Origin of the sequence: Ensifer adhaerens, assembly GCF_013283195.1 — a bacterium.
Classification (GTDB): Bacteria; Pseudomonadota; Alphaproteobacteria; order Rhizobiales; family Rhizobiaceae; genus Ensifer; species Ensifer adhaerens_G.
This window is the reverse complement of the sequence record NZ_JABEKT010000002.1, coordinates 396813-420454: the sequence shown is the minus strand read 5'-3', so window position 1 is coordinate 420454 and position 23642 is coordinate 396813. Positions and strand designations below refer to the sequence as shown.

The following is a 23642-nucleotide window of genomic DNA, read 5'->3' as shown; positions in this document are numbered from 1 at the left end:
TTCACACGTTCCGATTTCAGGGAAAATGAAGAAAAGGCATGTCGAGCGGATTCTCGCCCGACATGCCGATCGCCAATCAGTCGTTGGCCTTGGTGACCGGGTAGAAGTCCCAGGCGCCGTAGAGGATCATGTTGTCGACATAACCATCGATGTTGCTGCGGGTGACGACGTAGCCGAAGTCTTCCCAGAGGAACTGGGTGGTGGCGTATTCGTAGGACATTTCCTGCAGCTTGGCATAGATCGGCTCGCGCACGGCGGGATCGACCGAGGCCCAGGCTTCGTCGAGCAGCGGCTTGAACTTTTCCGCCATCAGGTCGCGGTAGCCCTGGCCAACCATGCCGCCGACGAGACCCGTGGGCGAGAGGTAGTAGCTGGCTGCACCGAGCGGACCACCCGGGTCGGAATAGTCAGGACCCCAGCCCATCACCGTCAGGGGTGCTGCCGGCTTTTCGCGGTTGTTGAGCTTGTCCGAGACGGAGGCCCATGGCAGCGCCTGGATCTGCATCTTGAACTTCGGATTGATGCGCGACAGGCCTTGCTGAAGTGCGGAGAGTGCCGCGGTCAGCTGCGGATTGCCTTCGGTCACGTAGGCGGTGAAGGCAAAGCCGGTATCCCAGAGCTTGCCGCCGAACGCCTTTTTGAAGTGTTCCTCGGCCTTGGCGGGATCGTAGCTGTAGACAGGAGAATCCGGGCGGTAGCCCATGATGCCGCGCACGGTCGGCCCGCGCGACTGCACGGTCTTGTTGAGCAGCACCTGGGTCAAGAGCGCATCGTAGTTCTGGGCGTAGTTGAAGCCCTTGCGAACGTCGATGTCGGCGAAGAAGTCCGGCGGAATGCCGGCGCCGTCGAGCTTGCCGCTGCCGATGGCCGGATTGTCGTTGTCGTCGAGCGGCCAGGCGAAGAAGACGCCGCGGGAAAACACCTTCTGCAGGCCGTCGATGACTTTCACGCCTTCGGTCTTGCTGAGTTCGTCGATGAACTCGACCGGTGCAGTGACGAAATCGGCGTCACCGGACAGAAGCTGCAGGCGCCGCGTCGTCCATTCCGGCACGGTGCGCATGACCACGCGTTCGAGCGCGGCCGGCCCCATGAAATAGTTGTCAAACCGCTTCAGCGTGATGCGCCGGTCGGTGCGGTCCCATTCCTCGAGCATGAAGGGGCCGGTGCCGTTCTCCTCCGCAAACAGCGGATTGGCGCCGAGTTCCGGGCGGTAATGGGCCTTCCAGGTATCGCCCGATCCATCCCAGCCGCCGACCGAAGCGACCCATTCCTTGTCGAGAACGGAGGTGCCGAAGGGCAGCGCGATGACGCCGAGCGTTGCCGGAAACGATTTCGGCAGTTTCAGCGTGACATTGTCGCCGTCGACGACGATCTGCGAGGCGAGCTGGTCATAGACCTTGCGCAGGACCTCAGGGCTGGCGTCGTTGATGGATTTGACCTCGCCTTCGGTCTCGACCCACTTGGCGATATCGGTGTATTTGCCGGCGGTGATCACCTCGGTGATCGCGTTCGACATCCACGACTGGCCTTGCAGAATGGCGCGCAGCAGCGAGTAGCGCACGTCTTCGGGCGTGATCTGGCCGTAACCCGGCTCGATCGTCGCCTTCTGGGCGTCGGTCAGCTTGTCGTAGTATTCCCAGGTGACCTTGCCGTCGGCGCCCTTGACGCCGACCTTATGGGCGAAAACGCCCTTGCGGATAGGGAAGGTATAGCTCACCGAACCATCGTCGGCCTGCTTGATCAGGCCGTTTTCGAGCGAGGGCACCTCGGTCGAAAGCGACGGCACGAACTCGGAGATCTTCGAGCCGTTGAAGTTCAGCAACCGGCTGTAGATGTTGAGCGAGCCGTAGGAGCTCGGTGTGTTGGCGATGTAGGCCGGATCGAACGACTGGATGTCGTCGGTCCACATGAAGACGAAGGTGCCGGGGTTCTTGGTCTCGGCCATAGCGGGCGCAGCCGCGATGCCGAGCCCCAGGCAGAGGGCTAGGGCTAAGGTGCGTTTCATTGTTGTTCCCATTTGGTGGAGGCGGAAGTTTTCTTCTCGTTACAGGGGAGGCTAGAAGAGCGCTTGCGGGTCTGTCCAATGTGTAGTTAGGATAGACTATGCAAAACACGCATGAGGGCCGGCATGGAACTGCAATGGCTTGAAGATTTTCTGGAAATTGCCGCGACCAGGAATTTCTCGACGGCGGCGACGGCGCGCAACATTTCCCAGCCGGCCTTCAGCCGGCGCATCAAATCGCTGGAGAACTGGATCGGCGCCGACCTGATCGACCGCAGCACCTATCCGGTACAGTTGACGCGGGCAGGCACGATGTTCCTGCCGGGCTGCCAGCGGCTCGTGCGCGAAGCCTATCGGCTGCGCACCGACTGCCGCAATGTCGCCGGCGAAAGCTCGGCCATGCTCACCTTCACCTCGCTGCATACGCTGGCAATGTACTTCTTCCCGAAATGGATCGGCTCGCCGCTGATCTCGCGCCTGCCGCTGCGCACCAGCATGCATGCGGCCGACTTCCTCGAAAGCATCGACCATCTTTGCTCCGGCCAGTGCGATTTCGCCATCACCTATGTGCACCCCGATGGCCCGCCGGTGCTCGAAGGGGGACCCTTCGAATCCCTGCAGATCGGCAAGGATCGGCTCATTCTCGTCTCGGGAACCGACGACAGCGGCCGGCCGCTTTTCGACATCGATGGGCCCGAGACCACAGAAATTCCCTATCTCGCCTATTCCTGGAGCGACGGCTACATCGGCAAGCTGGCGACACTGATCCAATCGCGCTGGCGCCGCCCGCTCAACCTCAGCACCGTCTACCAGTCCGGCCTTGCCGACGGCCTGAAACATATGGCCGTCGCCGGCCGCGGCGTCGCCTGGCTGCCGCAGATCTGCGTCGCCGAGGCGATGCGGCAGGGGCGCCTCGCCCAGATCGGCGGGCAGCAGATGTCGCTGGAACTGGAGATCCGCATCTTCCGCCGCGCCGGCTCCGGAAGCCATGACAGCGATGCCCTTTGGCAGCACCTCAAGCAATGCGCCGCCCTGCCCCAGTACAAGAACAGTTTCGACGCCGTCATCGATGCGGCCTGAGGCATCGTACCGTGCAAAAATGCGTGTGCGGTGCGATATGCGAAGACAGGCGATACAATGCGCAACGCGCATAGTTTTGCCTGCCACAATCGTGACACATTGATTTTACTCGATTTTGCCGGCGCAACCTGCCCATCGGATCAGATTGAGCAGTTGCAGCGACGCGGTCGAACACCGCAACCGCCTCCCTCACCCGTATTGACAGGATGCGACCTCGTTGCGAGACCTGATGACACAACGTCCCCTCGAAATCGGGTCCCTGTGCTGATGCTCCTGTCGAAATCCGCAACGCCTGAACTGCCCGAGGATGTCATCCTTTCCGTGGAAGACCTCGAAGTCTCCTTTGCTGCCGGCACCAAGGCGCAGCTGCGCGCGGTCCGCGGTGTCTCCTTCCAAATCGCCCGCGGCGAGACCGTGGCGCTGGTCGGAGAATCCGGGTCGGGCAAATCGGTAACGGCGATGACGATCATGCGGCTGACGGAATATGACGGCGCAAGCATTACCGGCGGGCGGGTGCTGATGCGCCTGAAGGACGGCAAGGTCGCCGACCTCGCCAAGCTCTCGGACAAGCGGATCGAAGCGCTTCGCGGCGCTGATATCTCGATCGTATTCCAGGATCCGATGTCGAGCCTGAACCCGGTCTTCACGGTCGGTGACCAGATTGCCGAGGCGGTGATCCACCACCAGGACAAGACGCCGGAACAGGCACGCCAGATCGCGCTCAACACCCTAAAGCTGGTTCGTGTACCCGACGCGGAACGCCGGCTCGACCAGTATCCCCACCAGCTCTCCGGCGGCATGCGCCAGCGCGTCATGATCGCCATCGCCCTTGCCTGTCGCCCGTCGCTGATGATCCTCGACGAGCCGACGACCGCGCTCGACGTGACGATACAGGCGCAGATTCTCGACTTGGTGCGCGCCCTTCAGCACGAGATCGGCATGTCGGTGCTGTTCATCACCCATGACATGGGCGTGGTTGCCGAGGTCGCCGACCGCGTCTGCGTCATGCTCAAGGGCGAGATCGTCGAGACCGGTTCTGTCTACGACATCTTCGCCCAGCCGAAACATGCCTATACCCGTGCCCTCATTTCCGCCGTGCCCCGCCTTGGCAGCATGGCGGACAAGGACGCGCCGGAGAAATTCCCGTTGCTGGTGTTCGAACCGGAGCGTGCGCTCGCAGAGGTGACAGAATGAACGCGTCCGCACCGATGAAGGAAACCCGCCAGCCGCTCGTTTCGGTGCGCAACCTGGTCACGCGCTTCGATCTCAAGGCCGGACTGTTCGGCCATGTCTCCGGCCGCGTGCATGCGGTGGAGAACGTCTCCTTCGACATCTTTCCTGGTGAGACGCTGGCGCTGGTCGGCGAATCAGGCTGCGGCAAGTCGACCGTCGCCCGCTCGATCATGCAGCTCGACCGGCCGCGCTCGGGCTCGATCCGCTTTGACGGCACCGAATTGATCGGTGCACCGCGCGCCGTGCTCGCGCGGTTCCGGCGCGACGCCCAGATGGTTTTTCAAGATCCGTTCTCCTCCCTCAACCCGCGCATGACCATCGAGCAATCGCTCATCGACCCCATGCGGGTTCACAAGCTGGGCTCGACCGACATGATGCGCGCCCGCGCCGCCGAGCTTCTGGCCAAGGTCGAACTGTCGCCCGAGCATCTCGAGCGTTATCCGCACGCATTTTCCGGCGGCCAGCGCCAGCGCATCTGCATCGCCCGCGCGCTTGCGCTCAGCCCACGCCTGATCGTCGCCGACGAGGCCGTCGCCTCGCTCGACGTGACGATCCAGGCACAGGTGATCAACCTGCTCATGGATCTACAGCGCGAAATGCAGATCGCGCTTCTTTTCATCAGCCACGACATGGCCGTGGTCGAGCGTATCGCCCACCGTGTCGCGGTGATGTATCTGGGCGAGATTGTCGAGATCGGTGACCGCCGCTCGGTGTTCGGCAATCCCCAGCATCCCTATACCCGCAAGCTCCTGTCGACCGTGCCGATCGCCGACCCGACACGCCGCCCGGAGGGCCGCCAGCCGATGTCCGACGAAATCCCCAGTGCCGTGCGCGCCCCGGACTTCGTGCCCCGTGAACTGCCGATGCATCAAATCTCATCGACCCATTTCGTAAGGCAGGTCGCAACGGGCTGACGCCCGGCAATTCCCTTTTCAAATCAGAGCACTCCAAGATGACCACTTCCGAAGTGACGGTGGCGGCTGCGCCTGCCGCCGGCAGCGCGACTGCCGACATTGACAATGGTTCAACCGACCCGAAGGCCTCGGGCTTCTGGCGTCCATCGGCCGCGGAGCGACCGACGCCCTATATCGAAGTCGACGAGGCGCGACTCGTGCGCAACATGAGGGCCATGCAGCAACGCGCCACCGCCGCCGGCGTCTCGATGTTCCCGCATGTAAAGACGCACAAGAGCGTCCATATCGCGCGACAGCAGCTGGCGCTTGGCGCACGCGGCATCACCGCATCCAAGCCGAGCGAGGCGCTGGTCTTTGCCGAAGCCGGAATCCCCTCGATCATCCTGGCCTATCCCATCGTCAAGGCGCAGTCGCTCGACCGCCTGCTGCCCGCGGTAAAGGCGCGCGGCACGGAACTGCGGACGATTGCGGCAAGCGGAACGGGTGTCGATGCGCTGGCTGAAGCCGCCAGGCATCACGGCGTCGAAATCGGCGTCTTCCTCAAGGTCGATGTCGGCCTCGGCCGTGTCGGTCTCAAGCCGAACGATCCGGCAGCACTCGAACTCTGCGCCCGGATCGCGGCCGCCGACGGTCTGCGCTTTGCCGGACTACTCTCGCATGCCGGCCATTCCTACGCTGCCGCAAACCCGCAAAGTCTCGCCAAGGTCGCGCTTGATGAAGCGGCAGACCTCGCCGGTCTCGCCGGACGGCTTCGCGACCGCGGCATTGCCGTCGAGTGCCTCTCCGTCGGCGCGACACCGACCTGTCTGGGGGCGCCGCTTCCTTCAGAGGTCGATTGCATCCGACCCGGCAACTACGTCTTCCTCGACGGCACGGCGCTCAGGCTCGGCATCTGCACGGCCGACGATCTGGCGCTCTCCGTCGTTGCCCGCGTCGTTGCCTCCAATGACACCCACTTCATCCTTGATGCCGGCTCGAAATCAATGAGCTCCGATCGCGGGGCACACGGCATGGGCGGCGCCGGATTCGGCACCGTCGTCAGCGCCGAGGATGATGGCGAAACGGGCTCGTGGACGCTCGAGCGCCTTTCCGAAGAGCATGGCTTCGTTCCCTTCTCGGGACGTCCCTTGGCACTCGGAAGCCGGGTGCGGGTCTTCCCCAACCACTCCTGCGCGTCGATCGCCAATTTCGACCATTTCACGCTGCGCCATGCCAATGGCGAAGCCAAGGTGCTGCCTGTCGATGCCCGCAGTTGCCAAACGTAATGGGGGTAGGGCACGGCAAACCGCCGCTCGAATTGGGAGATAGTCAACAGACATGCCCCGCGCCCGAGGCCCGGCATGTCGTTGACCGCACGAGGCAAGCCCATCGACTAGAGGCGCTGTCCCTGAGTGATCAGAAACACCGCCAGTAAAGAGCACAGCGCACCGAGGGACAATGGCAGCCCCTGAGGTCCGATCAGTTGCATCGCCAGTCCGGTCGTCGGAGAGCCCACGATGCCGCCGATGCCCCATGCGACCGCGAAGGCCGCGTTGCCGGCAATCAGGGCCTGACCGCTGAAGCGCTCGCCGAGCCGGATCAGCGCCATGGTGTAGATCCCGAACGAGACCCCGCCCCAAACGAAAACGAGCGGCCAGATGAGCCACGAGGTCAAGAACCACGGCAGCAGCAGGCAGCCGAGCAGCGAAAAGAGCGTGCAGAGCAGCATGGTTCGCGTCGAACCGAACGTCTCGGCAGCGCGGCCGAGCAAAACCTGCAGCACGGCATTGCCGGCGATGTAACAGGTGATGAGCGAAGCAACCCGCCCCTCGGCGCTGCCGAGCGCGGCGCCATAGACCGCAAACAGGGAAAGCACGACCTGCTCGAAGGCGGCAGCGACGAGAACCGCGAACAACAACAGCGGCGCCTGCGCGAAGAAGCCGCCGACCGAGGGCGCCTCGCCGTCATTCGGCATGTCAGGCAACCGCGGCACGACCGCAAGCACGATGAGACCGCAGGCGATAAAGGCCAGCATGCCGACGACGAAAGGTGGCCAACCCTGCGTCCCGACCAGCCCGAGGGTCAAAGGGCCCATGGCGAAGCCGCCCGAAACGATCGAGGAGTAAAGGCCCATGATGCGCCCCCGGCTGGACGCGGGCGTGATCGACATCAGCCAGGTTTCGCTGATCACGTAGAGTGGATTGGCGAAGATGCCGAGCAGAAAGCGCAAGGGCATCCATGCCCAGACGTCCTGTTGCCAGGCAATTGCGAGCAGGGCGAGCGCCGCCAGCAGCGAGCACACGATCGCGAGCCTTGCTGCGCCCACGCGCCGCGCCAGCGCCGGGAGGAAGGGCGCCGAGACGATGAAACCCAGCGGCGTCATCGCCGCCGACAAGCCGATCAGCCCCGGCGTCGTTCCCTGCCGTTCAAGGATGAAGCTGAGCAGCGGATAGGTCAGCCCCTGCGCCACGGCGAATACCGTGACGGTCGCGATGATGCCCGCCATCGCGGCCCAGGGGATCCGCTCTTCCGGCGGTGATATCGACCGCTGCGGATGACCGCTCATCGCCTCGGCAGGCGGAAACTGGCGATCCCTGGCCATTGCAGCATTCCCCTTACAGCACTTGCCAGAAGGGCCTGTCGAGCTCCTCCTGGATCTGCCGCCGCGACAGGCCGACGTCATCGATCAGGTGCGGATCTCCGTCCAACTTTTGCTCGAGTTCAGAACGAAAGCGGTCTCGTGCACGCCATCGCGCAACCAAACGGCGCAGCTCCCGAACAATGGAGGGGCGATGCGACCGGTTGGCAGGCTCCCCGCGCAGTTCGGGTTGTGCTCCTTGGTATGCGGCTGAGCCGAGAGTGGGCGTATCGGTCATGGCAACCTCCATGGGGGCTTGAGGGTCCGATGACCCGAGCTGGAAGAGGTTCAATTCTGCAGTCCCCGATCAGCGCCGTCATTAAGCCCTCCCAAAGAGTTCCAAAAACTTCCAAACGCGCTATAGATGCGCCGTATGCAGGGATCGCGGGTCGTCTTTGGTCCATTCGTGCTTGATCCGGGTGCGGGAACGCTCTTTCGGAACGCAGAGCCCGTCGCTGTCGGTTACCGCGCCCTAAGGCTGCTTGCAGCACTCGTTGCACGACCCGGCGAAGTCATTGGAAAGGCCGAGCTGATGGACGCGGCGTGGCCAGGCATGGCCGTCGAGGAAGGCAACCTTACCGTCCAGATTTCTCAACTGCGCAAGGCGCTTGGTCCGACCGCCGACGGCGGTGAATGGATCGCCACGATTGCGCGCGTCGGCTATCGCTTCACAGGGGCCATCGATGAGCGCGGCGATGCCAAGCGTCTGCCTTTGCCGGTGCCCGACAAACCATCGATAGCCGTGCTGCCTTTCGTCAATCTCAGCAATGACCCCGAGCAGGAAAGCTTCGCGGACGGGTTGACCGAAGACCTGATCACGGACCTGTCGAGGATCTCCGGCCTGTTCGTCATCGCCCGCAACTCCTCCTTCGCCTACAAGAAGAAGGTGATGGACGTGCGCGCGATCGCCGACGACCTCGGCGTGCGCTACCTGCTGGAAGGCAGCGCAAGACGTGCCGAAGGACGCGTACGCATCAACGCCCAGCTGGTCGACGCGACGAGTGGCGATCATCTATGGGCGGAGCGCTTCGACCGCGACGTCAAAGATATCTTCGCCGTTCAGGACGAGGTCACTGGCAAGATCGTGCAAGCCCTGCTCGGCCAGCTGCGCACACCGCCCGCGCGCAACCGGCCCAAAAACCTTGAGGCCTACGATCTCTGCGTGCGGGCGCGCAAGCTGATGGATGATGCACCGCAGGCAGCACAGGAAGCGCATCTGATGCTCACGCGCGCGGTTGCGCTCGATCCTGATTATGCCGAGGCCTACCGCTGGCTGGCCATGAACCACTGGATGGGCTGGGTCCATTCCGACGGCCCCACCGACGCTGGCCGTATCGCTGCTCTGGGGCTGGCGCGCAAGGCTGTGGCGATCGACCCCAACGATGCCGGCTGTCGTTGGATCCTGGCTTACCTGCTTGCCTATGAGCGCAATTTCGCCGAGGCCGATCGGGAATTCGCCAAGGCGATCGAGCTCGACCCGAACGAGGCCGACACCTGGGCGGCATTATCCGACATCACCATCCTCGCCGGCCGGATCGACGAAGGTATCGAGCACATAGGCAAGGCTTTCCGGCTGAACCCATACCCGGCAAGCTGGTACTATCTGACGCTCGGACAGGCGCTGTATGCGGCCCGCAGATATGAAGCTGCGATAGAGACGCTGCGCAGGGACGAGACCTACCGGACAAGCTCACGCCGTTTCCTCGCCGCAAGCCTTGCTCAATTGGGCCGGCTCGACGAGGCGCGCACGGAAGCCGAACTTTTCCTTGTCGGCAATCCGCATTTCACGACCCGCCACTGGGCCGCGACCGAGCCATTTCGCGATGCTGCGACGCTTGAGCATTTCGTGGAAGGATACCGAAAGGCCGGGCTTCCGGAGTGAGCCAATCGCGCGACCGTCCGACGTTCGCCTGACCGCTGCTGCAACTTCTGGGAAACAGTTTTGCGATAGACCAACCGACTGGGACGGAACGGCGCATGACGTGCCTCCGGTGTTTGGAGGGGCCAATGCACGAAGACAAGATCCGCCAGGCTCTGATCGAGCTTTTGTATCGCAACTCCTATGGCGTGGTCATCTCCAACATCGTCATTTCTCTCGCCGCCGTGTCGGTCCTTCGGCATGCGGTATCGGTGAGTTGGCTGGTTGGATGGGTTGGCGCGCTTTACCTGCTCATCATCCTCCGTGTCCTGGCCTCCCGCCGGTTCTTCAGCCGCGCAAGAGACCCCCGGTCCATCATGCGATGGGCCTGGCTCGCAGCAGCGTTCACCTGGATATCCGGCCTGCTGTGGGGCACGCTCGGCTGGGTCGGGTTCCTTCCGGACGAACCAATCGTGCTCTCCTTCACGGTCATCGTGCTGACTGGCCTCGTCTGCGGCACGGTCCCTTCTCTCTCGGCTTTTCCGCCCGCGCTCATCGGCTCTATTCTGGTGACGGTTCTGCCAATTGCCGTGCGCTGCATTACCACGGACAGCGATATTTCCGGCGCTTTCCTGTTCCTGCTCGCCTCGCTTGTGGCAATCAATTTCTACTACTGCCGCATCACCTATCGGATGCTGCGCGAAACCGTCAGCCTGCGCCTGGAAAACGAAAGCCTCGTCGGCAACTTGCAGGAGGAACGCGATCGGGCACAGGCAGCGGACCGCGCCAAGACGCGCTTTCTGGCAGCGGCCAGCCACGATCTGCGCCAGCCTATCCATGCATTGAGCCTGCTCGTCTCCACACTTGCGATATTGGGGCAGCGCGGAAACGTCGCCTCCGATGACGCTCGCGATCTGGCAGCCAGGGCGAAATCCGCGGTCGGCAATCTCGGCGGACTGCTGAACGCGCTGCTCGATATCTCCCGTCTTGACGCCGGCATCGTCACCATTGCCAACGAGGCGGTGGCCTTGCGCGATCTCTTTCGCGATTTGCGCGATGAGTTCACCGCCGACGCAACTGATCGCGGCGTGCAATTGCGGGTCGTCGACAGCGACCTTCTGGTCGACAGCGACCCCATGATGCTCCGGCGGATCCTGAACAACCTGTTGTCGAACGCCTTCCGCTACACGAAAACGGGCAGCATCCTGCTTGGTTGCCGCAGACGCGGCAACTCGGTCGAAATCCAGGTGTGGGATACGGGCTGCGGCATCCCGGCCGATCAGCAGGCGATGGTCTTCGAGGAGTTCGTACAATTGCAGAACCCGGCAAGGGACCGCACACAGGGCCTGGGTCTGGGTCTTGCCATCGTTCGCCGCACTGCGGAACTGCTGCAACACCCCTTGAGACTGGTTTCCGTTCCCGGACGCGGCTCCATGTTCTCGATCACCGTTCCGAAAGCCCGTCCGATAACGTCTCCGCTGCAACTCTCCCGGTCCTTGCCTGCAGCCGGCATTGCCGCGGGCATCATGCTGGTGGAAGACGAGAAGGACGTCCTCGACGCCATGACCGGGCTGCTCACCCTGGAAGGCCATCGCGTCTATGCCGGTCGATCCGTTGGCGATGTGCTGAGCACTCACGCCGAAGCCCTGAGCGCGGGCGACGCGCCGATCGATCTTGTCGTTGCCGACTACCGCCTCGAGCATGGCGCCAACGGTTTGGAAGCGATCGAAAGCCTCTACGCCCATATCGGTCGGCGTGTTCCGGCAATCATCGTGACGGGCGACACCTCGCCATCACGTCTCAAGGAAGTCAGCGCAAGCAGCGTTCGTATTCTGCACAAACCGGTCACTGGAGAGGAACTGAGCGAAGCGATCCGTGTCGCCTTGAGCGAAGTCGACGCTTTGGCCCCAACGCGAAATCCCGCCGTGGGTACAACGGAGGGCCTGAGCCTTCGATAGCGCCAGTGCGCCGGGCGATGACGCGCCAGGCGCAGTCCGGCCACCCTTTCTCACGGGCGCGGCGCGTCTCGACACGAAAAGGAAGATATCTTATCGCTTCTTCAGACGGGGAAGACGGAACGGGCGGAGGACGCTTGCGAAGCGCGATGAGCCGATCGGAGCGATGACATGAACGTCGGAGCAAAGCGGAAATCTGCTTCGCCCAAGGCCGCACTGAGCGCGAAGTCGGCATCCATGGCGGCGAATTCCCCGACCTTCGAGCATATCGTTACCGACGTCAACGAGACGTTTCTCTGGCGCCTCGACGATTACCCCTGGGAGCGCAACGTCTGGAACTTCCATCCAGAGATCGAGATCCATCTGCTGCGAAAGTCCACCGGCATGGCCTTCGTCGGCGACCACATCGGCGAGTTCTCGCCGGGATACCTGACCGTTATCGGCAGCAACCTGCCGCATGACTGGGTTACGGCAACGGCGCCGGGTGAGATCATCGAGGGGCGCGATATCGTCATCCATTTCCATCCGGATCGGATCCGGCAGATCACCGGCGCCTTGCCCGAATTCGCACAGCTCGAGGATTTTTTCACCCGGGCCGAGCGCGGCCTCGTCTTTCATGGCGAGGCACGCGCAAGGGGTGGCGAACTGATCGAGCGGATGGGCGAGGTGAAAGGGCTGTCACGGCTTTCGCTTTTCGTTCAGCTTCTGGATCTGCTCGTCAACAGTGGGGACCACGAGGTGCTGTCATCGCCCGAATTCGCGCCGAAACTGGACGCGGAATCGCTCGACGTGCTCCGTCGGTCCCTGGCCTATATCTACGAGAACATCGCCACCGACATCCACCTGAACGACGTGGCGTCCGCGGCCGGCATGAGCGACACGGCCTTCTCGCGGTTCTTCAAGAAGAACACCGGCAACAGCTTTACCGACCACGTCAACAAGCTGAGGATCTGGCAGGCCTGCAAGCTGCTTGCAGAAAGCGACATGCCGATTACCGACATCTGCTTTGAAGTCGGTTATCTCAACATCTCCAATTTCAACCGCACCTTCCTGCGCCACCACCGGATGACACCTTCGGCCTACCGTCGCCTGACGGGACAGCGCCGCACCTCGCGCAGCTAAGATCCTCACGGCCGCACGCGTCCGCGAGCAATGAACCAATGCTCGAACAATGGCGCGCTGAAGGCATATCAGGACCATTCTCCGCATTAAAGTACAGAACAGGCGCATCGCGGGCGCTAGTTCACGCCCCGATAGCGCCTATGATGATCGCCAGCGAAACGGTTCGCTATCAAAGAGACATGCGCCCGATCTGAGGAGTTTCCGGCGCGCGTCGTTACGACCTTGGGGAGGTCCATCACATGAGAAAAGCCAGAAAGCTCGTTTCGAGCATCGCCTTCGCATGCCTTCTTTCCAGCACGGCATCGACCGTTGCACTTGCCGCCGAATGCTCTGATACGATCAAGGTGCTCGCCCAGCCGCGCGACGGCCTCACATTGCTCGAGGACTACAAGGCCGAGTTCGAGAAGCTCAGCGGCGGCGCGTCGTTCGAAATCGACTACCTCAATGAAAACGATCGCCGCGCCAAGACGAAGGCCGATGCTTCGACGATCGGCAAGTACAATGTCTACTACATCGACGAAGCCAACGTCGCCCTGTTCGCCTCGGCCGGGTGGGTCGCACCGCTTTTGGACTACTATCCCGCGGACTATGATTACGCCGACTTCGATCCCGGTCGTCAGAAAGTCGCGACCTATGATGGCAAGGTCTGGTTTGCCCCGATCACCGGCGGCGGCGACCTCATGGTCTACCGAAAGGACCTGCTCGAAGCGGCAGGCATAACACCGCCGAACACGCTTGATGAATATATCGCCGCGGTGAAGAAGCTCAACCAACCCGATCAGGGCATCTACGGCACCGCCCTTCGCGGCCAGCGGGGCTCCGGCGCGAATGTCTGGCGCTGGATGCCCTTCTTCAAAGGCTTCGGCGGAAACTGGTTCGACGGCAAGACACCCGTGTTTGACGGCGAGCAGGCGATCAAAGCAACCGAAACCTATCTCGAGCTCTTCAAATACTCCGCGCCCGGCAGTCAGACCGGCGGTTGGGACGAGGCCGTTGGTGCCTTCACGTCGGGCCAGGTGGCGATGCTGATCGAATCCACCCCGCTTGTCGGCATGGCGATCGATCCGAAGTCGTCGAAGGTCGCCGGCAAGGTCGGCTATCTGCCACCGCCGGCACCGCTGACGGGAGGCGGCTACGGTCACGGCCTGGCGATCGGTGCCAAGGCCAACAAGGACGAGGCGTCCAAGGCCTGCGCCGGCCTGTTCATCGCCTGGGCGACGTCGAAGGAAAATGAGAACCGGCGGCTGGAGGCCAATCAGTTCAGCGAACTCAATCGCACCAGCATCATGACCAGCAAGAAATTCGCCGAACTCTACGGTCCGGATCTCGGCCAGGCGCTGGCCGACACCGGCAAGGTGACCGCCGTCAACTTCTGGCAGAACCCGCAATGGCCCGATCTTGGCGACCGCTGGGGCATCATCCTGGAGGAGCTGATCACCGGCACCCGCACCGATATCAAGGATGGCCTCGACGAACTCGACGGGTTCGCCAAGGAGCTCGTGGCCCGCAGCCAATAGGCTGTTAGCCCCGACTGATCGCTCCGGCAGGATGCCCCCTTGCCGGAGCCGCTCCACCCAGCCGGAAGCACGCCCGCCCCTTGCCGTAGGATGTCTATCCCATGAAACAGAAAAACAGTCTGCCGGCGGTCTTCCTGACCCCGGCGATGATGATCCTGGCCGTGCTCGCATTCGTGCCGACTGTCTACGCGATCTATATTTCCTTGCAGAACCGCGAACTCAGCCGCCCCGTCGGCGACTTCGTCGGGATCGCCAATTACATCGACCTCTTTTCCGACCGCCGTTTCATCAATGCCATCGGCGTATCGCTGACATGGGAAGCGGTGACGGTCGGCATGACGTTGATCGTAGCCGTCGGCCTCGGCATCCTTCTGTTCGAATGTGCCGCGCCGCGCATGCGAAACATCCTGGCCCTTCTCTTTCTGATGCCGGTGATCCTGCCGCGCGTCTCGGCGGCCTTCGTCTGGAAGTTTGCATTCCATCCGCTCTACGGCATCGCCACTTACCCCTACAAGGCCATCACCGGCCAGCCGCTCGACCTGTTGTCCAACCCGGCAACGGCGCTTGCGACTGTGGCTCTGGTCGACGTCTGGCAATGGGGGCTGTTTTTCTCGGTCATCGTGCTCAAGCTTCTGGAGACCTTGCCGCCGCAACCGTTTGAGGCGGCCCGCCTCGATCATGCCCGCACCTGGGAGATCTACACCCACATCGCCATACCCATGCTGAAGGCGCCGCTGATCTCGCTCGCATTCGTCAAGATGATCGAGTCGCTTCGCGCCTTCGACCTGATTTACGTGATGACGCGTGGCGGCCCCGGCATCACGACAGAAACGCTCGACATGTACGCCTTTTCCCAAGGCTTCATCGAGTCCGGACGGATTTCCTACGCATCGAGCATGGCCGTCCTGATGATGATTGCCACCTCCATCGCCTTTACCTTCATCTGGAAGAGGGTCCAGTGATGAACGCCCACAAGCTCGGCCGCGTGGTCGGCCGCATCCTTCTGCTCCTGGCGGCGTTCTCCGCTGTCTTCCCCGTCTTCTGGACATTGCTCAATGCCTTCAAGAACCGGGTCGATATCGTCACCCCGACCCCGCTGTTCTTCTTCACACCGACGCTCGACAACTTCGCCTACGTGCTCGGACGCGAGAGCGTCTTTGCCGGGCTGATCAACTCGCTGATCATCTCGGGTGCCTCCGTTCTGATCGGTGCGCTTCTGGGGCTTCCTGCCGCATACGCGATTGCGCGTTATCCCAATCGCTGGTCGGGCGATATCCAGTTCTTCGTGCTGTCGCTGCGGTTCCTGCCGCCGGTGGCGATCGCCATCCCGCTGATGGTCATCTGGCTAGATTTCGGCCTCTACGACACGCGCCTCTCGATGATCGTCACCTACACCCTGCTGACGCTCGCAACCGTCATCTGGCTCAGTGTGCCGGCCTTCGCGAGGGTCCCGAAAGAGGTCGAGGAGGCCGCTAGGGTCGATGGATACGGACCCTATGCGATCTTCTTCCTGATCGCGCTGCCGATCGCGCTCCGATCGCTGATCGGCGCCGTTGCCTTTGCCTTCGTGCTGGTCTGGAACGAGTTCCTGATCGCGTTGATGCTGACGACATCGGATGCCAAGACCTTGCCGATCGTCGCCTCGGAGCTGACGCAGCTCGGCCGCGACGTGCCCTGGGGCATCCTCAACGCCTCCGTCGTTCTTCTCTCGATACCACCGCTGCTCTTCATCGGAGTGCTCAGCGGCATGCTCAACAGCGCCTTCAAGCGCAAGACATCGTGACAACAAGGAAAGCATCCATGCAAGCGTTGGTCCTCGAAGAGAAGGGCGTCCTGTCGCTGAGGGAGATCGAACTCCCCCTCGAACTTGGCCCGGATGACGTCAAGATCGCCATTCATACCGTCGGCGTCTGCGGCAGCGACGTGCACTACTACACCCATGGCGCGATCGGCCCCTATGTCGTGCGCGAGCCGATGGTGCTCGGACATGAGGCCGCGGGAACCGTCATCGAAATCGGCAGCAATGTCGGCAATCTGCAGGTCGGCAACCGGGTCTGCATGGAGCCGGGCGTGCCGGACCTGTCGTCCCGCGCCTCGAAACTCGGTCTCTACAATGTCGACCCGAAGGTGCGCTTCTGGGCAACGCCGCCGATCCACGGCGTGCTGACGCCTGAGGTGGTGCACCCCGCCGCCTTCACTTACAGGCTGCCCGAAAACGTGTCGTTTGCCGAAGGCGCCATGGTCGAGCCCTTCGCCATCGGCATGCAGGCAGCCGCCCGGGCCCGCATCGCGCCCGGCGACGTGGCGGCAGTCATCGGCTGCGGCCCGATCGGTATCATGGTCGCACTCGCCGCGCTCGCAGGCGGATGCAGCCGCGTCTTCATCTCCGACTTCAGCGCCGAGAAGCTTGCAATCGCCGGGCAATACCCCGGCATCACCCCGGTCAACATCGCTGAACGATCCTTTGCCGAGACCATCGCCGCGGAAACCGTCGGCTGGGGAGCGGACGTCGTCTTCGAGGCGAGCGGCAGTGCCAAGGCATTTGCCGGCATCTTCGAGCTGGTCCGCCCCGGCGGCGCCCTCGTTCTCGTCGGTCTGCCTGTCGAGGCGGTCACCTTCGATGTGCCGGGCGCGATCTCGAAGGAAGTCAGGATCGAGACCGTCTTTCGTTACGCCAACATCTTCGATCGCGCACTGCAACTGATTGCATCAGGGAAAGTTGACCTCAAGCCGCTGATTACCGGGACATTCCGCTTCAAGGACAGCATCAGCGCTTTCGAGCGGGCCGCCGCTGCGCGTCCGTCCGACGTCAAGCTTCAGATTCTCATCGGCAGCGGGGAGGAATAGTTCATGGCGAATATCGTCTGCTCAAATGTCGACAAGCAATACGGTGCCGTCAACGTCATCAGGGATTTCAACCTCGACGTGGCCGACCATGAGTTCATCGTTTTCCTCGGGCCCTCCGGTTGCGGCAAGTCGACCCTTCTCAGGATGATCGCCGGACTGGAGGACATCTCTGGCGGAAAGGTGATGATCGGCGGAAAAACCGTCAACGATCTGCCACCACGCGACCGCGGCGTGGCGATGGTGTTCCAGAACTACGCGCTCTATCCGCACATGACGATCTACGACAATATTGCCTTCGGTCTGAAGCGGATGAAGGTGCCAAAGCCGGAGATCGACCAGCGCATTCGCGCGGTGGCGGCGACGCTCGGACTTGACCCCTACTTGCAGCGCAAGCCGACCGAGCTTTCCGGCGGCCAGCAGCAGCGCGTGGCTATCGCCCGCGCCATGATCAAGACGCCGCGGGTGTTTCTCTTCGACGAGCCGCTCTCCAATCTCGATGCGAAGCTTCGCAACCACATGCGGGTCGAGATCGCGCGGCTGCATCAGAAGCTGAAGACGACGACGATCTATGTCACCCACGACCAGCTGGAAGCAATGACGCTCGCCGACCGGATCGTGCTGATGAAAGGCGGCGCGATCGAACAGGTCGGCACGCCGGCCGAGATCTACGACCGACCGAGAACGCTGTTCGTTGCGGGTTTCATCGGCACACCAAACATGAACTTCATCGATGTGTCGGCAGAAAAAGTGGAGGACGGATGGGCACTGCGCAGTGCCGGCGTCGATTTCCGTGTTTCCAGCAAAAGGTTTGCGCTGGCCCCGGGCCAGAAGGTCGTTCTCGGCTTTCGCCCAGCCGACCTGCAGAAGCAGGAACCATCGGCGGCCCGCACGAACGTCCTCGCCGGCATGGCCGATCTCGTGGAATTTCATGGCAATGACGCACTGGTGACGTTTGTCTTCGCCGGTTGCGAAATCGGTGCGCTGGTCAAGGCCAGCGGCTGCCCGAAGCCGGGTGACCCCGTTTCATTTGCGGTCGACGAGGACAGCATCCATCTGTTCGATCAAGCAACAGGACTGTCCCTTCTGAAGATGTGACGGACACAGCGCCGGCCCGACAGCCAGGTTTTGGAGCGGGCCGTTGCATCAACCGAGCGCGCCCGATCCCTTTGCATCTGTTCGATCGAACCATCGTCCTGCCGTCACGCGGTCCGAGATAGACGATAATCCGGGACTGTCGTAGACTGCTGGCCGGCTGTGGCGACGGTCCCCTGGGGAGCGAACGAATGCCTATCTTCATGGACCGGCACGATCTTGCGGGCGCTTCTGCCGAGGATGTCGCCGAAGCGCACCTCAAAGATCTCAGCATACAGGACCAGTATGGCGTCAAATTCCTGACTTACTGGTTTGACCACAGGCGCGGAACGACGTTTTGCCTCATCGACGCGCCGGATGCTGAAACCGCGCAGTGCGTGCACCGGGAGGCGCATGGGTTCATCGCAGGCGAAGTCGTGGAGGTTGCCCTGTCTGCCGTCGAGGCATTTCTCGGGCGAATACAGGATCCGGAGGCGGCGGGTGCGATCTCGAAAGACATGGACCCCGGTCACCGGGCAATCCTTTTCACCGATATCGTCGGATCCACCGAAATGACATCGCGTCTCGGCGATCGCATGGCCACGGAACTCATCAGAGCGCACGACGCCCTCGTTCGAAGCTGCCTGGGACGACTATCCGGTCGCGAGGTCAAGCACACTGGGGATGGGATTATGGCGGCGTTCTCTTCCACGGCATTTGCAGTCGACTGCGCGATTGATATCCAACGCGAGTTCCACCGCTACAACGCAGGCAATGGCGAACCTATCCACATCCGCATCGGACTGGATTGTGGCGAACCTGTCGAAGACAGCAATGATCTCTTCGGCACGACGGTGCAGCTGGCAGCAAGGCTTTGCGCTGCCGCCCGTAGCGATCAAATCCTGATTTCGGAGAACATTTTCCAGGAGTATGGCAAGGTCGATGTCTTCACCCATGGCGCCCGCCATAAGCTGAAGGGCTTCGCAAAACCCGTTATGGCCTATCGGTGCGAATGGCTGGGTTAGCTGCCGCCTGCGCCCGCCCGTGAGGTGATCAGGAGCGCAAACCGCGCAAGTGCCGCCGCGATTGGCCGGCCGCTTCGCCGAAGCGGATCTGGCGTGCGGTGCGCCCTTGTCACGGCAAACCCGGACCAGGCTCGTTCGGTCTCGCCGAGTGGGCTGCGGTCCGCCGGCCGCTTCGCCTCGTGCATGATACCCTGCTTGAAGGGCATGCCCCCGCTTGCGTCTCGGCCGGAAAGAAACGTCGGCGGTTGCATTGACCATCGGCCCGGACGACGAGGGATGGGATCGGCAGAGTTACGTGCTGGGCGAGGGACACCAAGCCGGGCGATCTCACCATTCGTCACCGCAACACCCGGGACGACGTCGGCCAGTATGCCCTGGTGACGCAACCGGACGATCTCTTCGCCGGCCCCCTCGGACGTCACCGGGTCGCCAGATGTCAGGCGGACGACATGCTTGCCGGCACGCGCCAGCGACACCACCGTGCCGTGGACGTCCTCCTGCCCATGGCACGTGCGGCCGCTGCGCTCATCGACGGGAAAGCGGGTAGCCTCGCGCCGCGCAAGTTCCAGCACCTCATCGGAAATGCCGTGGTCGAAAAGGATGACATCGGCGGCCTGAAGGGCGCGCACCGCCTTCAGCGTCAGATGCTCCGCCCCGCCGGGGCCGGCGCCGACGAGCGTGACGCGGCCGGTGTCGGTCCGGTTCGCCGAGAGGCGATCCATTTCCGTCACCAGCCGCATCTCGACACCCTCCTCCGGTGTCTCCTGAAAGGCCCGATCGACAAAACGTTCCCAGAAAGCGCGCCGCGCCGCACCCGCCTTCAGCCGCGCATTGACCGTTTCGCGGAGCGTCTGCGCCAGTGAGGCCCAATCCTTAAGAGCCGGCGGCAGCAGCGTCTCGATGCGCCTGCGGATCGCTTGCGCGAGGATCGGCGCCGCACCGTCCGTCGAGATCGAGACCACGACAGGAGAACGGTTGACGATCGATCCGAACTGGAACTGGCAGTAAGCCGGCTTGTCGATGACATTGGCAGGGACGCCCGCATCCCGCGCTGCCTGACAGAATGCCTGCGCCTCCTCCTCCGTTTCGCAGTCGGCAATCGCGAACGCCGCACCGGCGAGCACCTCGGGCGTCCAGGCCACGTTGTGATGCACGAAGCTGCCCTGCGGGTGCGGGGCCCTCCCCGCAATCAGGCGGGCACAGACCTCTCCCAGATCCCCGCTCGGCGCATAGACGTGAACCTCAGCGCCGCAGGCCGCCAACAATTCGGCTTTCCAGGCGGCGGCGTCGGATCCACCGGCCAAAGCGACGCGGCGACCCTCGAGCGCCCAGAAAACCGGGAGCTTCGCCAGAGGCATCATGCGCGGTCGCTCGGCGCGCAAGGCTTTTTCATTCCGCGGCAGCAGCAAGGCATCCATCGACGATCCCCCTGATCTCGGCGCGGCAGGAGCCGCAGTTGGTTCCGGCATTGAGTGTCTGGCCGACGGCTTCGACCGTGCGGCAGCCGTTGCGCACCGCTGCAACGATCTGATTGACGCCGACATTGAAGCAGGAGCAGACGGTGGCACCCGGATCAGGCTTGTCCGCGCCCGGACGGCCGGCGACGAGCGCGAAGCGCAGGCGCAGATCTCCATGCGAAATGCTGAGCTGCTCGACCGCCCAGTTGCGGGCAACGGCGACGGGCTCCGGCGCGAGATACAGCGCCAGCAAAAGCCGGTCGCCATCGAAAAAGGCAAGCCGGCGATGGCCGGACGGCCCGTCGGCATAGCCGATAGGCTCGACCTCTCCGGGGAGGTCGAAGATGCGGCGGCACCAGCCGACCCAATCCTCGGGCGCACGCCTGACGGCCACCTCCAGCCGCCACCCGCTCTTTGCCTTTGCCAGCGCCCAATAGGCACAATCGAGCCCTCGTGGCTTTGCGGCACTCACCGCAAACCCATAGGCGGAGGCGGCGAAGCGCCGAGCGGAAACGGCAACGTTCTTGGAGGCGGGTTGGCCGGAGACGGGGTCGGTGATCGGCGGCACCAAGGCATCGATGCGGGCCTTTGCCGCGAACTGGTCGCTCCAATGCATGGGCACGAAGAGGTTGCCGCGCGCCTGACGTTCGGTAATCAGTGCCCGAACGATCGACGTACCATAGGGGCTTTCCAGTGCCACGAGATCGGCGGGCGACAGGCCAAGTTCCATCGCGTCCCGTGGATGGATCTCGACGAAGGGCTCGCCGATGTGGGCGGAAAGCCGCGGGCTTTTCCCCGTCCGGGTCATCGTATGCCAGTGGTCGCGCACCCGGCCGGTGTTGAGGGTGAAGGGAAAGGCAGCGCTAAGGCGATCAGCGAACCCACTTGCCGCCGCGACAAAGCGCGCGCGACCGTCCGGATGATAGAAGCCGCCGTCGGCGAAGAAGCGCGTCGTCGCGCTTTCCGTGCCGCGCGGCTGCGGCCATTGGAATGGCTGCAGTTCATCGTAGTGCGGGCGATCGATTTCGGCATGGGCGCCGATATCGAAATCGCGCCGCCCGTCGTTTTCGAAGCTGGAAAGGCCGGCATGTTCGGCAAAGATTTCGCACGGCGACGTATAGGCAAACGCACCTGAAAAGCCCATGCGATGCCCGGCTTCGGCCAGTTGCCACCAGTCGGCTCGCGCCTCGCCGGGGGGCGGCAGGAAACCGCGTTGGCGGGAGATGCGGCGCTCGGAGTTCGTAACGGTCCCATCCTTCTCGGCCCAGCCAAGCGAGGGCAGGAGCACATGGGCGTGGCGGGTGGTATCTGTCTCCTTCAAGACATCGGAGACGACGACGAAGGGACAGGCCTTGAGCGCCGCCTCGACCGCATCGGCATCCGGCATGGAGACAACGGGATTGGTCGCCATGATCCAGATCGCCTTGATGCGCCCATCGGCGACCGCGCGAAACATGTCGACGGCCTTGAGACCCGGTTTCGACGCCAAGGCGGGCGCGCCCCAGAAGCGCCTGACCTGATCGCGGTGTGCCGACTTCTCGATATCCAGATGGGCGGCGAGCATGTTGGCAAGACCGCCAACCTCGCGGCCGCCCATGGCATTGGGCTGGCCGGTCAGCGAGATCGGCCCCATGCCGGGCCGGCCGATGCGGCCGGTTGCCAGATGGCAGTTGATGATGGCGTTGACCTTGTCGGTGCCTGCCACCGACTGGTTGACCCCCTGGCTGTAGCAGGTGACGACCCGTTCGGTCGTTTCGAAAAGCCGGAAGAAGGCCGCGACTTCCGATATGGCAAGCCCGGTCGCCTCGGCGAGTGTGGCCTCGTCGAGTGTGCCTGCCGCCGACAACGCCTCGGCGAAACCGCTGGTGTGCGCTGAGACGTAATCATGATCGACCGCCGCGCTTGCTGCCAGATGCTTGAACAAACCGTTGAAGAGCGCGACGTCGCCATCCGGGCGGATCGCCAGATGAAGATCGGCGATATCGGCGGTCATCGTGCGGCGCGGATCGATGACGACGACCCGCATTTGCGGCCGCGCGGCCTTGGCCGCCGCCAGGCGCTGGTAGAGGACCGGATGACACCAGGCGAGGTTGGAGCCGGTCAGGATGACAAGATCCGCCAGCTCCAGATCCTCGTAGCACCCGGGCACGGTGTCGGCGCCGAAGGCACGGCGATGCCCGGCCACGGACGACGACATGCACAGGCGCGAATTGGTGTCGATGTTGCCCGAGCCGATGAAGCCCTTCATCAGCTTGTTGGCGACATAATAGTCTTCCGTCAGCAATTGCCCCGAGACGTAGAATGCAACCGAATCCGGACCATGTTCGGCAATCGTCCGTGAAAAACGCTCGGCAACGCGGTCGAGAGCCTCATCCCAATCCACGCGTTCGCCATCGATCTCGGGATAAAGCAGCCGGCCATCGAGATCGAGTGTCTCGGCCAGTGCCGAGCCCTTGGAACAAAGCCGGCCAAAATTGGCCGGATGGTCCGGATCGCCCTTCACGCCAACGCCGCCGTCATCGCCAACCGTCGCGATCACGCCGCAGCCGACACCGCAATAGGGACAGGTGGTCTTGACCTCGGTTGCCATGACTACTCCGCCGCGATCATCAGGCTTTTGAGTGCGATGAAGAGCGCGCCGCCGTCGTTGCGCACGGGGATCGTGCGCACGGCCCCCTCGTCCGCACCCAGCGCCTTGCCGGTTTCGAGTGAAATGACCCAGTTGTGCAAGGGGCAGGTGACGGCCGTGCCGTGCACGATGCCCTGCGACAGCGGCCCGCCCTTGTGCGGGCAATGGTCCTCGATGGCGAAAACCTCGTTTTCGGCGGTGCGGAAGACGGCGATCTTGCCTTGAGGTGTTCGCACGCAGCGCGCGCCCCTCAATGGAATGTCGGAAATATCACCGATTGGGTGCCAGTTTTCTGTTGGCCAGTTCATATCCATC

The 23642-nt window shown here is 63.0% G+C and carries 17 protein-coding genes and 1 pseudogene; 12 read left to right on the top strand and 6 right to left on the bottom strand.

The genetic code is table 11. The annotated features are described in order from the left end of the window. Window positions 1-76: 76 nt before the first annotated feature. Entirely contained in the window at window positions 77-2005 is a 1929-nt protein-coding gene (locus LPJGGPFB_RS18490) for an ABC transporter substrate-binding protein (protein WP_173421409.1), read from the bottom strand. A gap of 123 nt (window positions 2006-2128) precedes the next feature. Between LPJGGPFB_RS18490 and LPJGGPFB_RS18485 the strand changes: the two genes are divergently transcribed. The 3 genes and pseudogenes from LPJGGPFB_RS18485 (at window position 2129) to LPJGGPFB_RS18470 (ending at window position 6494) form a co-directional block, all read left to right on the top strand. After that, window positions 2129-3082 (top strand): LysR family transcriptional regulator, encoded by a 954-nt coding sequence (locus LPJGGPFB_RS18485; protein WP_173421408.1) that lies wholly within the window; start codon window positions 2129-2131, stop codon window positions 3080-3082. A 267-nt stretch (window positions 3083-3349) separates the two neighbouring features. Continuing rightward, window positions 3350-5229: pseudogene (locus LPJGGPFB_RS33720) on the top strand (ABC transporter ATP-binding protein). Window positions 5230-5267: 38 nt separating this feature from the next. Continuing rightward, window positions 5268-6494: an alanine racemase gene (locus LPJGGPFB_RS18470; RefSeq protein WP_173421405.1), complete on the top strand. Its 1227-nt coding sequence runs from the start codon at window positions 5268-5270 to the stop codon at window positions 6492-6494. A gap of 107 nt (window positions 6495-6601) precedes the next feature. Here the strand turns inward: LPJGGPFB_RS18470 and LPJGGPFB_RS18465 are convergent, their stop codons facing one another. Together LPJGGPFB_RS18465 and LPJGGPFB_RS18460 are read right to left on the bottom strand one after the other, a co-directional pair. Next, window positions 6602-7774, bottom strand: coding sequence for an MFS transporter (locus LPJGGPFB_RS18465; protein ID WP_234902979.1), 1173 nt, complete (start codon window positions 7772-7774; stop codon window positions 6602-6604). A gap of 49 nt (window positions 7775-7823) precedes the next feature. Further along, complete coding sequence (locus LPJGGPFB_RS18460; RefSeq protein ID WP_234902931.1) at window positions 7824-8084, bottom strand: DUF1127 domain-containing protein; 261 nt, start codon at window positions 8082-8084, stop codon at window positions 7824-7826. Between the two features lie 126 nt (window positions 8085-8210). On the opposite strand from LPJGGPFB_RS18460, the gene LPJGGPFB_RS18455 reads away from it, so the two are divergent. From LPJGGPFB_RS18455 to LPJGGPFB_RS18415, 9 genes are all read left to right on the top strand, one after another. Further along, window positions 8211-9728 carry a winged helix-turn-helix domain-containing tetratricopeptide repeat protein gene (locus LPJGGPFB_RS18455; RefSeq protein ID WP_173421403.1) on the top strand — a complete coding sequence of 506 codons (1518 nt, stop codon included), beginning with the start codon at window positions 8211-8213 and terminating at the stop codon, window positions 9726-9728. 125 nt (window positions 9729-9853) lie between these two features. Further along, the gene (locus LPJGGPFB_RS18450; protein WP_173421402.1) at window positions 9854-11662 is read left to right on the top strand and encodes an ATP-binding protein; all 1809 of its coding nucleotides are present in this window, start codon (window positions 9854-9856) and stop codon (window positions 11660-11662) included. Window positions 11663-11830: 168 nt separating this feature from the next. After that, on the top strand, window positions 11831-12781 hold the full coding sequence (locus tag LPJGGPFB_RS18445) for an AraC family transcriptional regulator (RefSeq protein WP_345791046.1): 951 nt from the start codon (window positions 11831-11833) through the stop codon (window positions 12779-12781). A 239-nt stretch (window positions 12782-13020) separates the two neighbouring features. Beyond that, a complete protein-coding gene (locus LPJGGPFB_RS18440; protein WP_173421401.1) occupies window positions 13021-14298 on the top strand; it encodes an ABC transporter substrate-binding protein in 1278 nt (425 codons plus the stop codon). Window positions 14299-14399: 101 nt separating this feature from the next. Beyond that, window positions 14400-15260, top strand: coding sequence for a carbohydrate ABC transporter permease (locus LPJGGPFB_RS18435; protein ID WP_173421400.1), 861 nt, complete (start codon window positions 14400-14402; stop codon window positions 15258-15260). Next, entirely contained in the window at window positions 15260-16081 is an 822-nt protein-coding gene (locus tag LPJGGPFB_RS18430) for a carbohydrate ABC transporter permease (protein ID WP_173421399.1), read from the top strand. Before LPJGGPFB_RS18435 ends, LPJGGPFB_RS18430 begins: the two co-directional genes overlap by 1 nt. 17 nt (window positions 16082-16098) lie before the next feature. Then, on the top strand, window positions 16099-17145 hold the full coding sequence (locus tag LPJGGPFB_RS18425; protein WP_173421398.1) for an NAD(P)-dependent alcohol dehydrogenase: 1047 nt from the start codon (window positions 16099-16101) through the stop codon (window positions 17143-17145). 3 nt (window positions 17146-17148) lie between these two features. After that, window positions 17149-18240 (top strand): ABC transporter ATP-binding protein, encoded by a 1092-nt coding sequence (locus LPJGGPFB_RS18420; protein ID WP_173421397.1) that lies wholly within the window; start codon window positions 17149-17151, stop codon window positions 18238-18240. Window positions 18241-18428: 188 nt separating this feature from the next. Beyond that, window positions 18429-19241 carry a nickel-binding protein gene (locus LPJGGPFB_RS18415; RefSeq protein ID WP_173421396.1) on the top strand — a complete coding sequence of 271 codons (813 nt, stop codon included), beginning with the start codon at window positions 18429-18431 and terminating at the stop codon, window positions 19239-19241. Here the strand turns inward: LPJGGPFB_RS18415 and LPJGGPFB_RS18410 are convergent. From LPJGGPFB_RS18410 to nirD, 3 genes are read right to left on the bottom strand one after another with little or no spacing between them, the layout of a single operon-like run. Further along, on the bottom strand, window positions 19238-20659 hold the full coding sequence (locus LPJGGPFB_RS18410; RefSeq protein WP_173421395.1) for a siroheme synthase family protein: 1422 nt from the start codon (window positions 20657-20659) through the stop codon (window positions 19238-19240). The genes LPJGGPFB_RS18415 and LPJGGPFB_RS18410 overlap by 4 nt on opposite strands. Beyond that, window positions 20631-23288 (bottom strand): nitrate reductase, encoded by a 2658-nt coding sequence (locus LPJGGPFB_RS18405; RefSeq protein ID WP_173421394.1) that lies wholly within the window; start codon window positions 23286-23288, stop codon window positions 20631-20633. The genes LPJGGPFB_RS18410 and LPJGGPFB_RS18405 overlap by 29 nt, the downstream gene beginning before the upstream one ends. A 2-nt stretch (window positions 23289-23290) precedes the next feature. Further along, window positions 23291-23641 (bottom strand): nitrite reductase small subunit NirD, encoded by a 351-nt coding sequence (gene nirD, locus LPJGGPFB_RS18400; protein WP_173421393.1) that lies wholly within the window; start codon window positions 23639-23641, stop codon window positions 23291-23293. Window position 23642: the final 1 nt, after the last annotated feature.

Excerpts from the sequence above, each read along its gene's own strand:
- LPJGGPFB_RS18490 (WP_173421409.1), bottom strand. The coding sequence starts at position 2,005 with ATGAAACGCACCTTAGCCCTAGCCCTCTGCCTGGGGCTCGGCATCGCG.
- LPJGGPFB_RS18485 (WP_173421408.1), top strand. The coding sequence starts at position 2,129 with ATGGAACTGCAATGGCTTGAAGATTTTCTGGAAATTGCCGCGACCAGG.
- LPJGGPFB_RS18470 (WP_173421405.1), top strand. The coding sequence starts at position 5,268 with ATGACCACTTCCGAAGTGACGGTGGCGGCTGCGCCTGCCGCCGGCAGC.
- LPJGGPFB_RS18465 (WP_234902979.1), bottom strand. The coding sequence starts at position 7,774 with ATGAGCGGTCATCCGCAGCGGTCGATATCACCGCCGGAAGAGCGGATC.
- LPJGGPFB_RS18460 (WP_234902931.1), bottom strand. The coding sequence starts at position 8,084 with ATGACCGATACGCCCACTCTCGGCTCAGCCGCATACCAAGGAGCACAA.
- LPJGGPFB_RS18455 (WP_173421403.1), top strand. The coding sequence starts at position 8,211 with ATGCGCCGTATGCAGGGATCGCGGGTCGTCTTTGGTCCATTCGTGCTT.
- LPJGGPFB_RS18450 (WP_173421402.1), top strand. The coding sequence starts at position 9,854 with ATGCACGAAGACAAGATCCGCCAGGCTCTGATCGAGCTTTTGTATCGC.
- LPJGGPFB_RS18445 (WP_345791046.1), top strand. The coding sequence starts at position 11,831 with ATGAACGTCGGAGCAAAGCGGAAATCTGCTTCGCCCAAGGCCGCACTG.
- LPJGGPFB_RS18440 (WP_173421401.1), top strand. The coding sequence starts at position 13,021 with ATGAGAAAAGCCAGAAAGCTCGTTTCGAGCATCGCCTTCGCATGCCTT.
- LPJGGPFB_RS18435 (WP_173421400.1), top strand. The coding sequence starts at position 14,400 with ATGAAACAGAAAAACAGTCTGCCGGCGGTCTTCCTGACCCCGGCGATG.
- LPJGGPFB_RS18430 (WP_173421399.1), top strand. The coding sequence starts at position 15,260 with ATGAACGCCCACAAGCTCGGCCGCGTGGTCGGCCGCATCCTTCTGCTC.
- LPJGGPFB_RS18425 (WP_173421398.1), top strand. The coding sequence starts at position 16,099 with ATGCAAGCGTTGGTCCTCGAAGAGAAGGGCGTCCTGTCGCTGAGGGAG.
- LPJGGPFB_RS18420 (WP_173421397.1), top strand. The coding sequence starts at position 17,149 with ATGGCGAATATCGTCTGCTCAAATGTCGACAAGCAATACGGTGCCGTC.
- LPJGGPFB_RS18415 (WP_173421396.1), top strand. The coding sequence starts at position 18,429 with ATGCCTATCTTCATGGACCGGCACGATCTTGCGGGCGCTTCTGCCGAG.
- LPJGGPFB_RS18410 (WP_173421395.1), bottom strand. The coding sequence starts at position 20,659 with ATGGATGCCTTGCTGCTGCCGCGGAATGAAAAAGCCTTGCGCGCCGAG.
- LPJGGPFB_RS18405 (WP_173421394.1), bottom strand. The coding sequence starts at position 23,288 with ATGGCAACCGAGGTCAAGACCACCTGTCCCTATTGCGGTGTCGGCTGC.
- nirD (WP_173421393.1), bottom strand. The coding sequence starts at position 23,641 with ATGGATATGAACTGGCCAACAGAAAACTGGCACCCAATCGGTGATATT.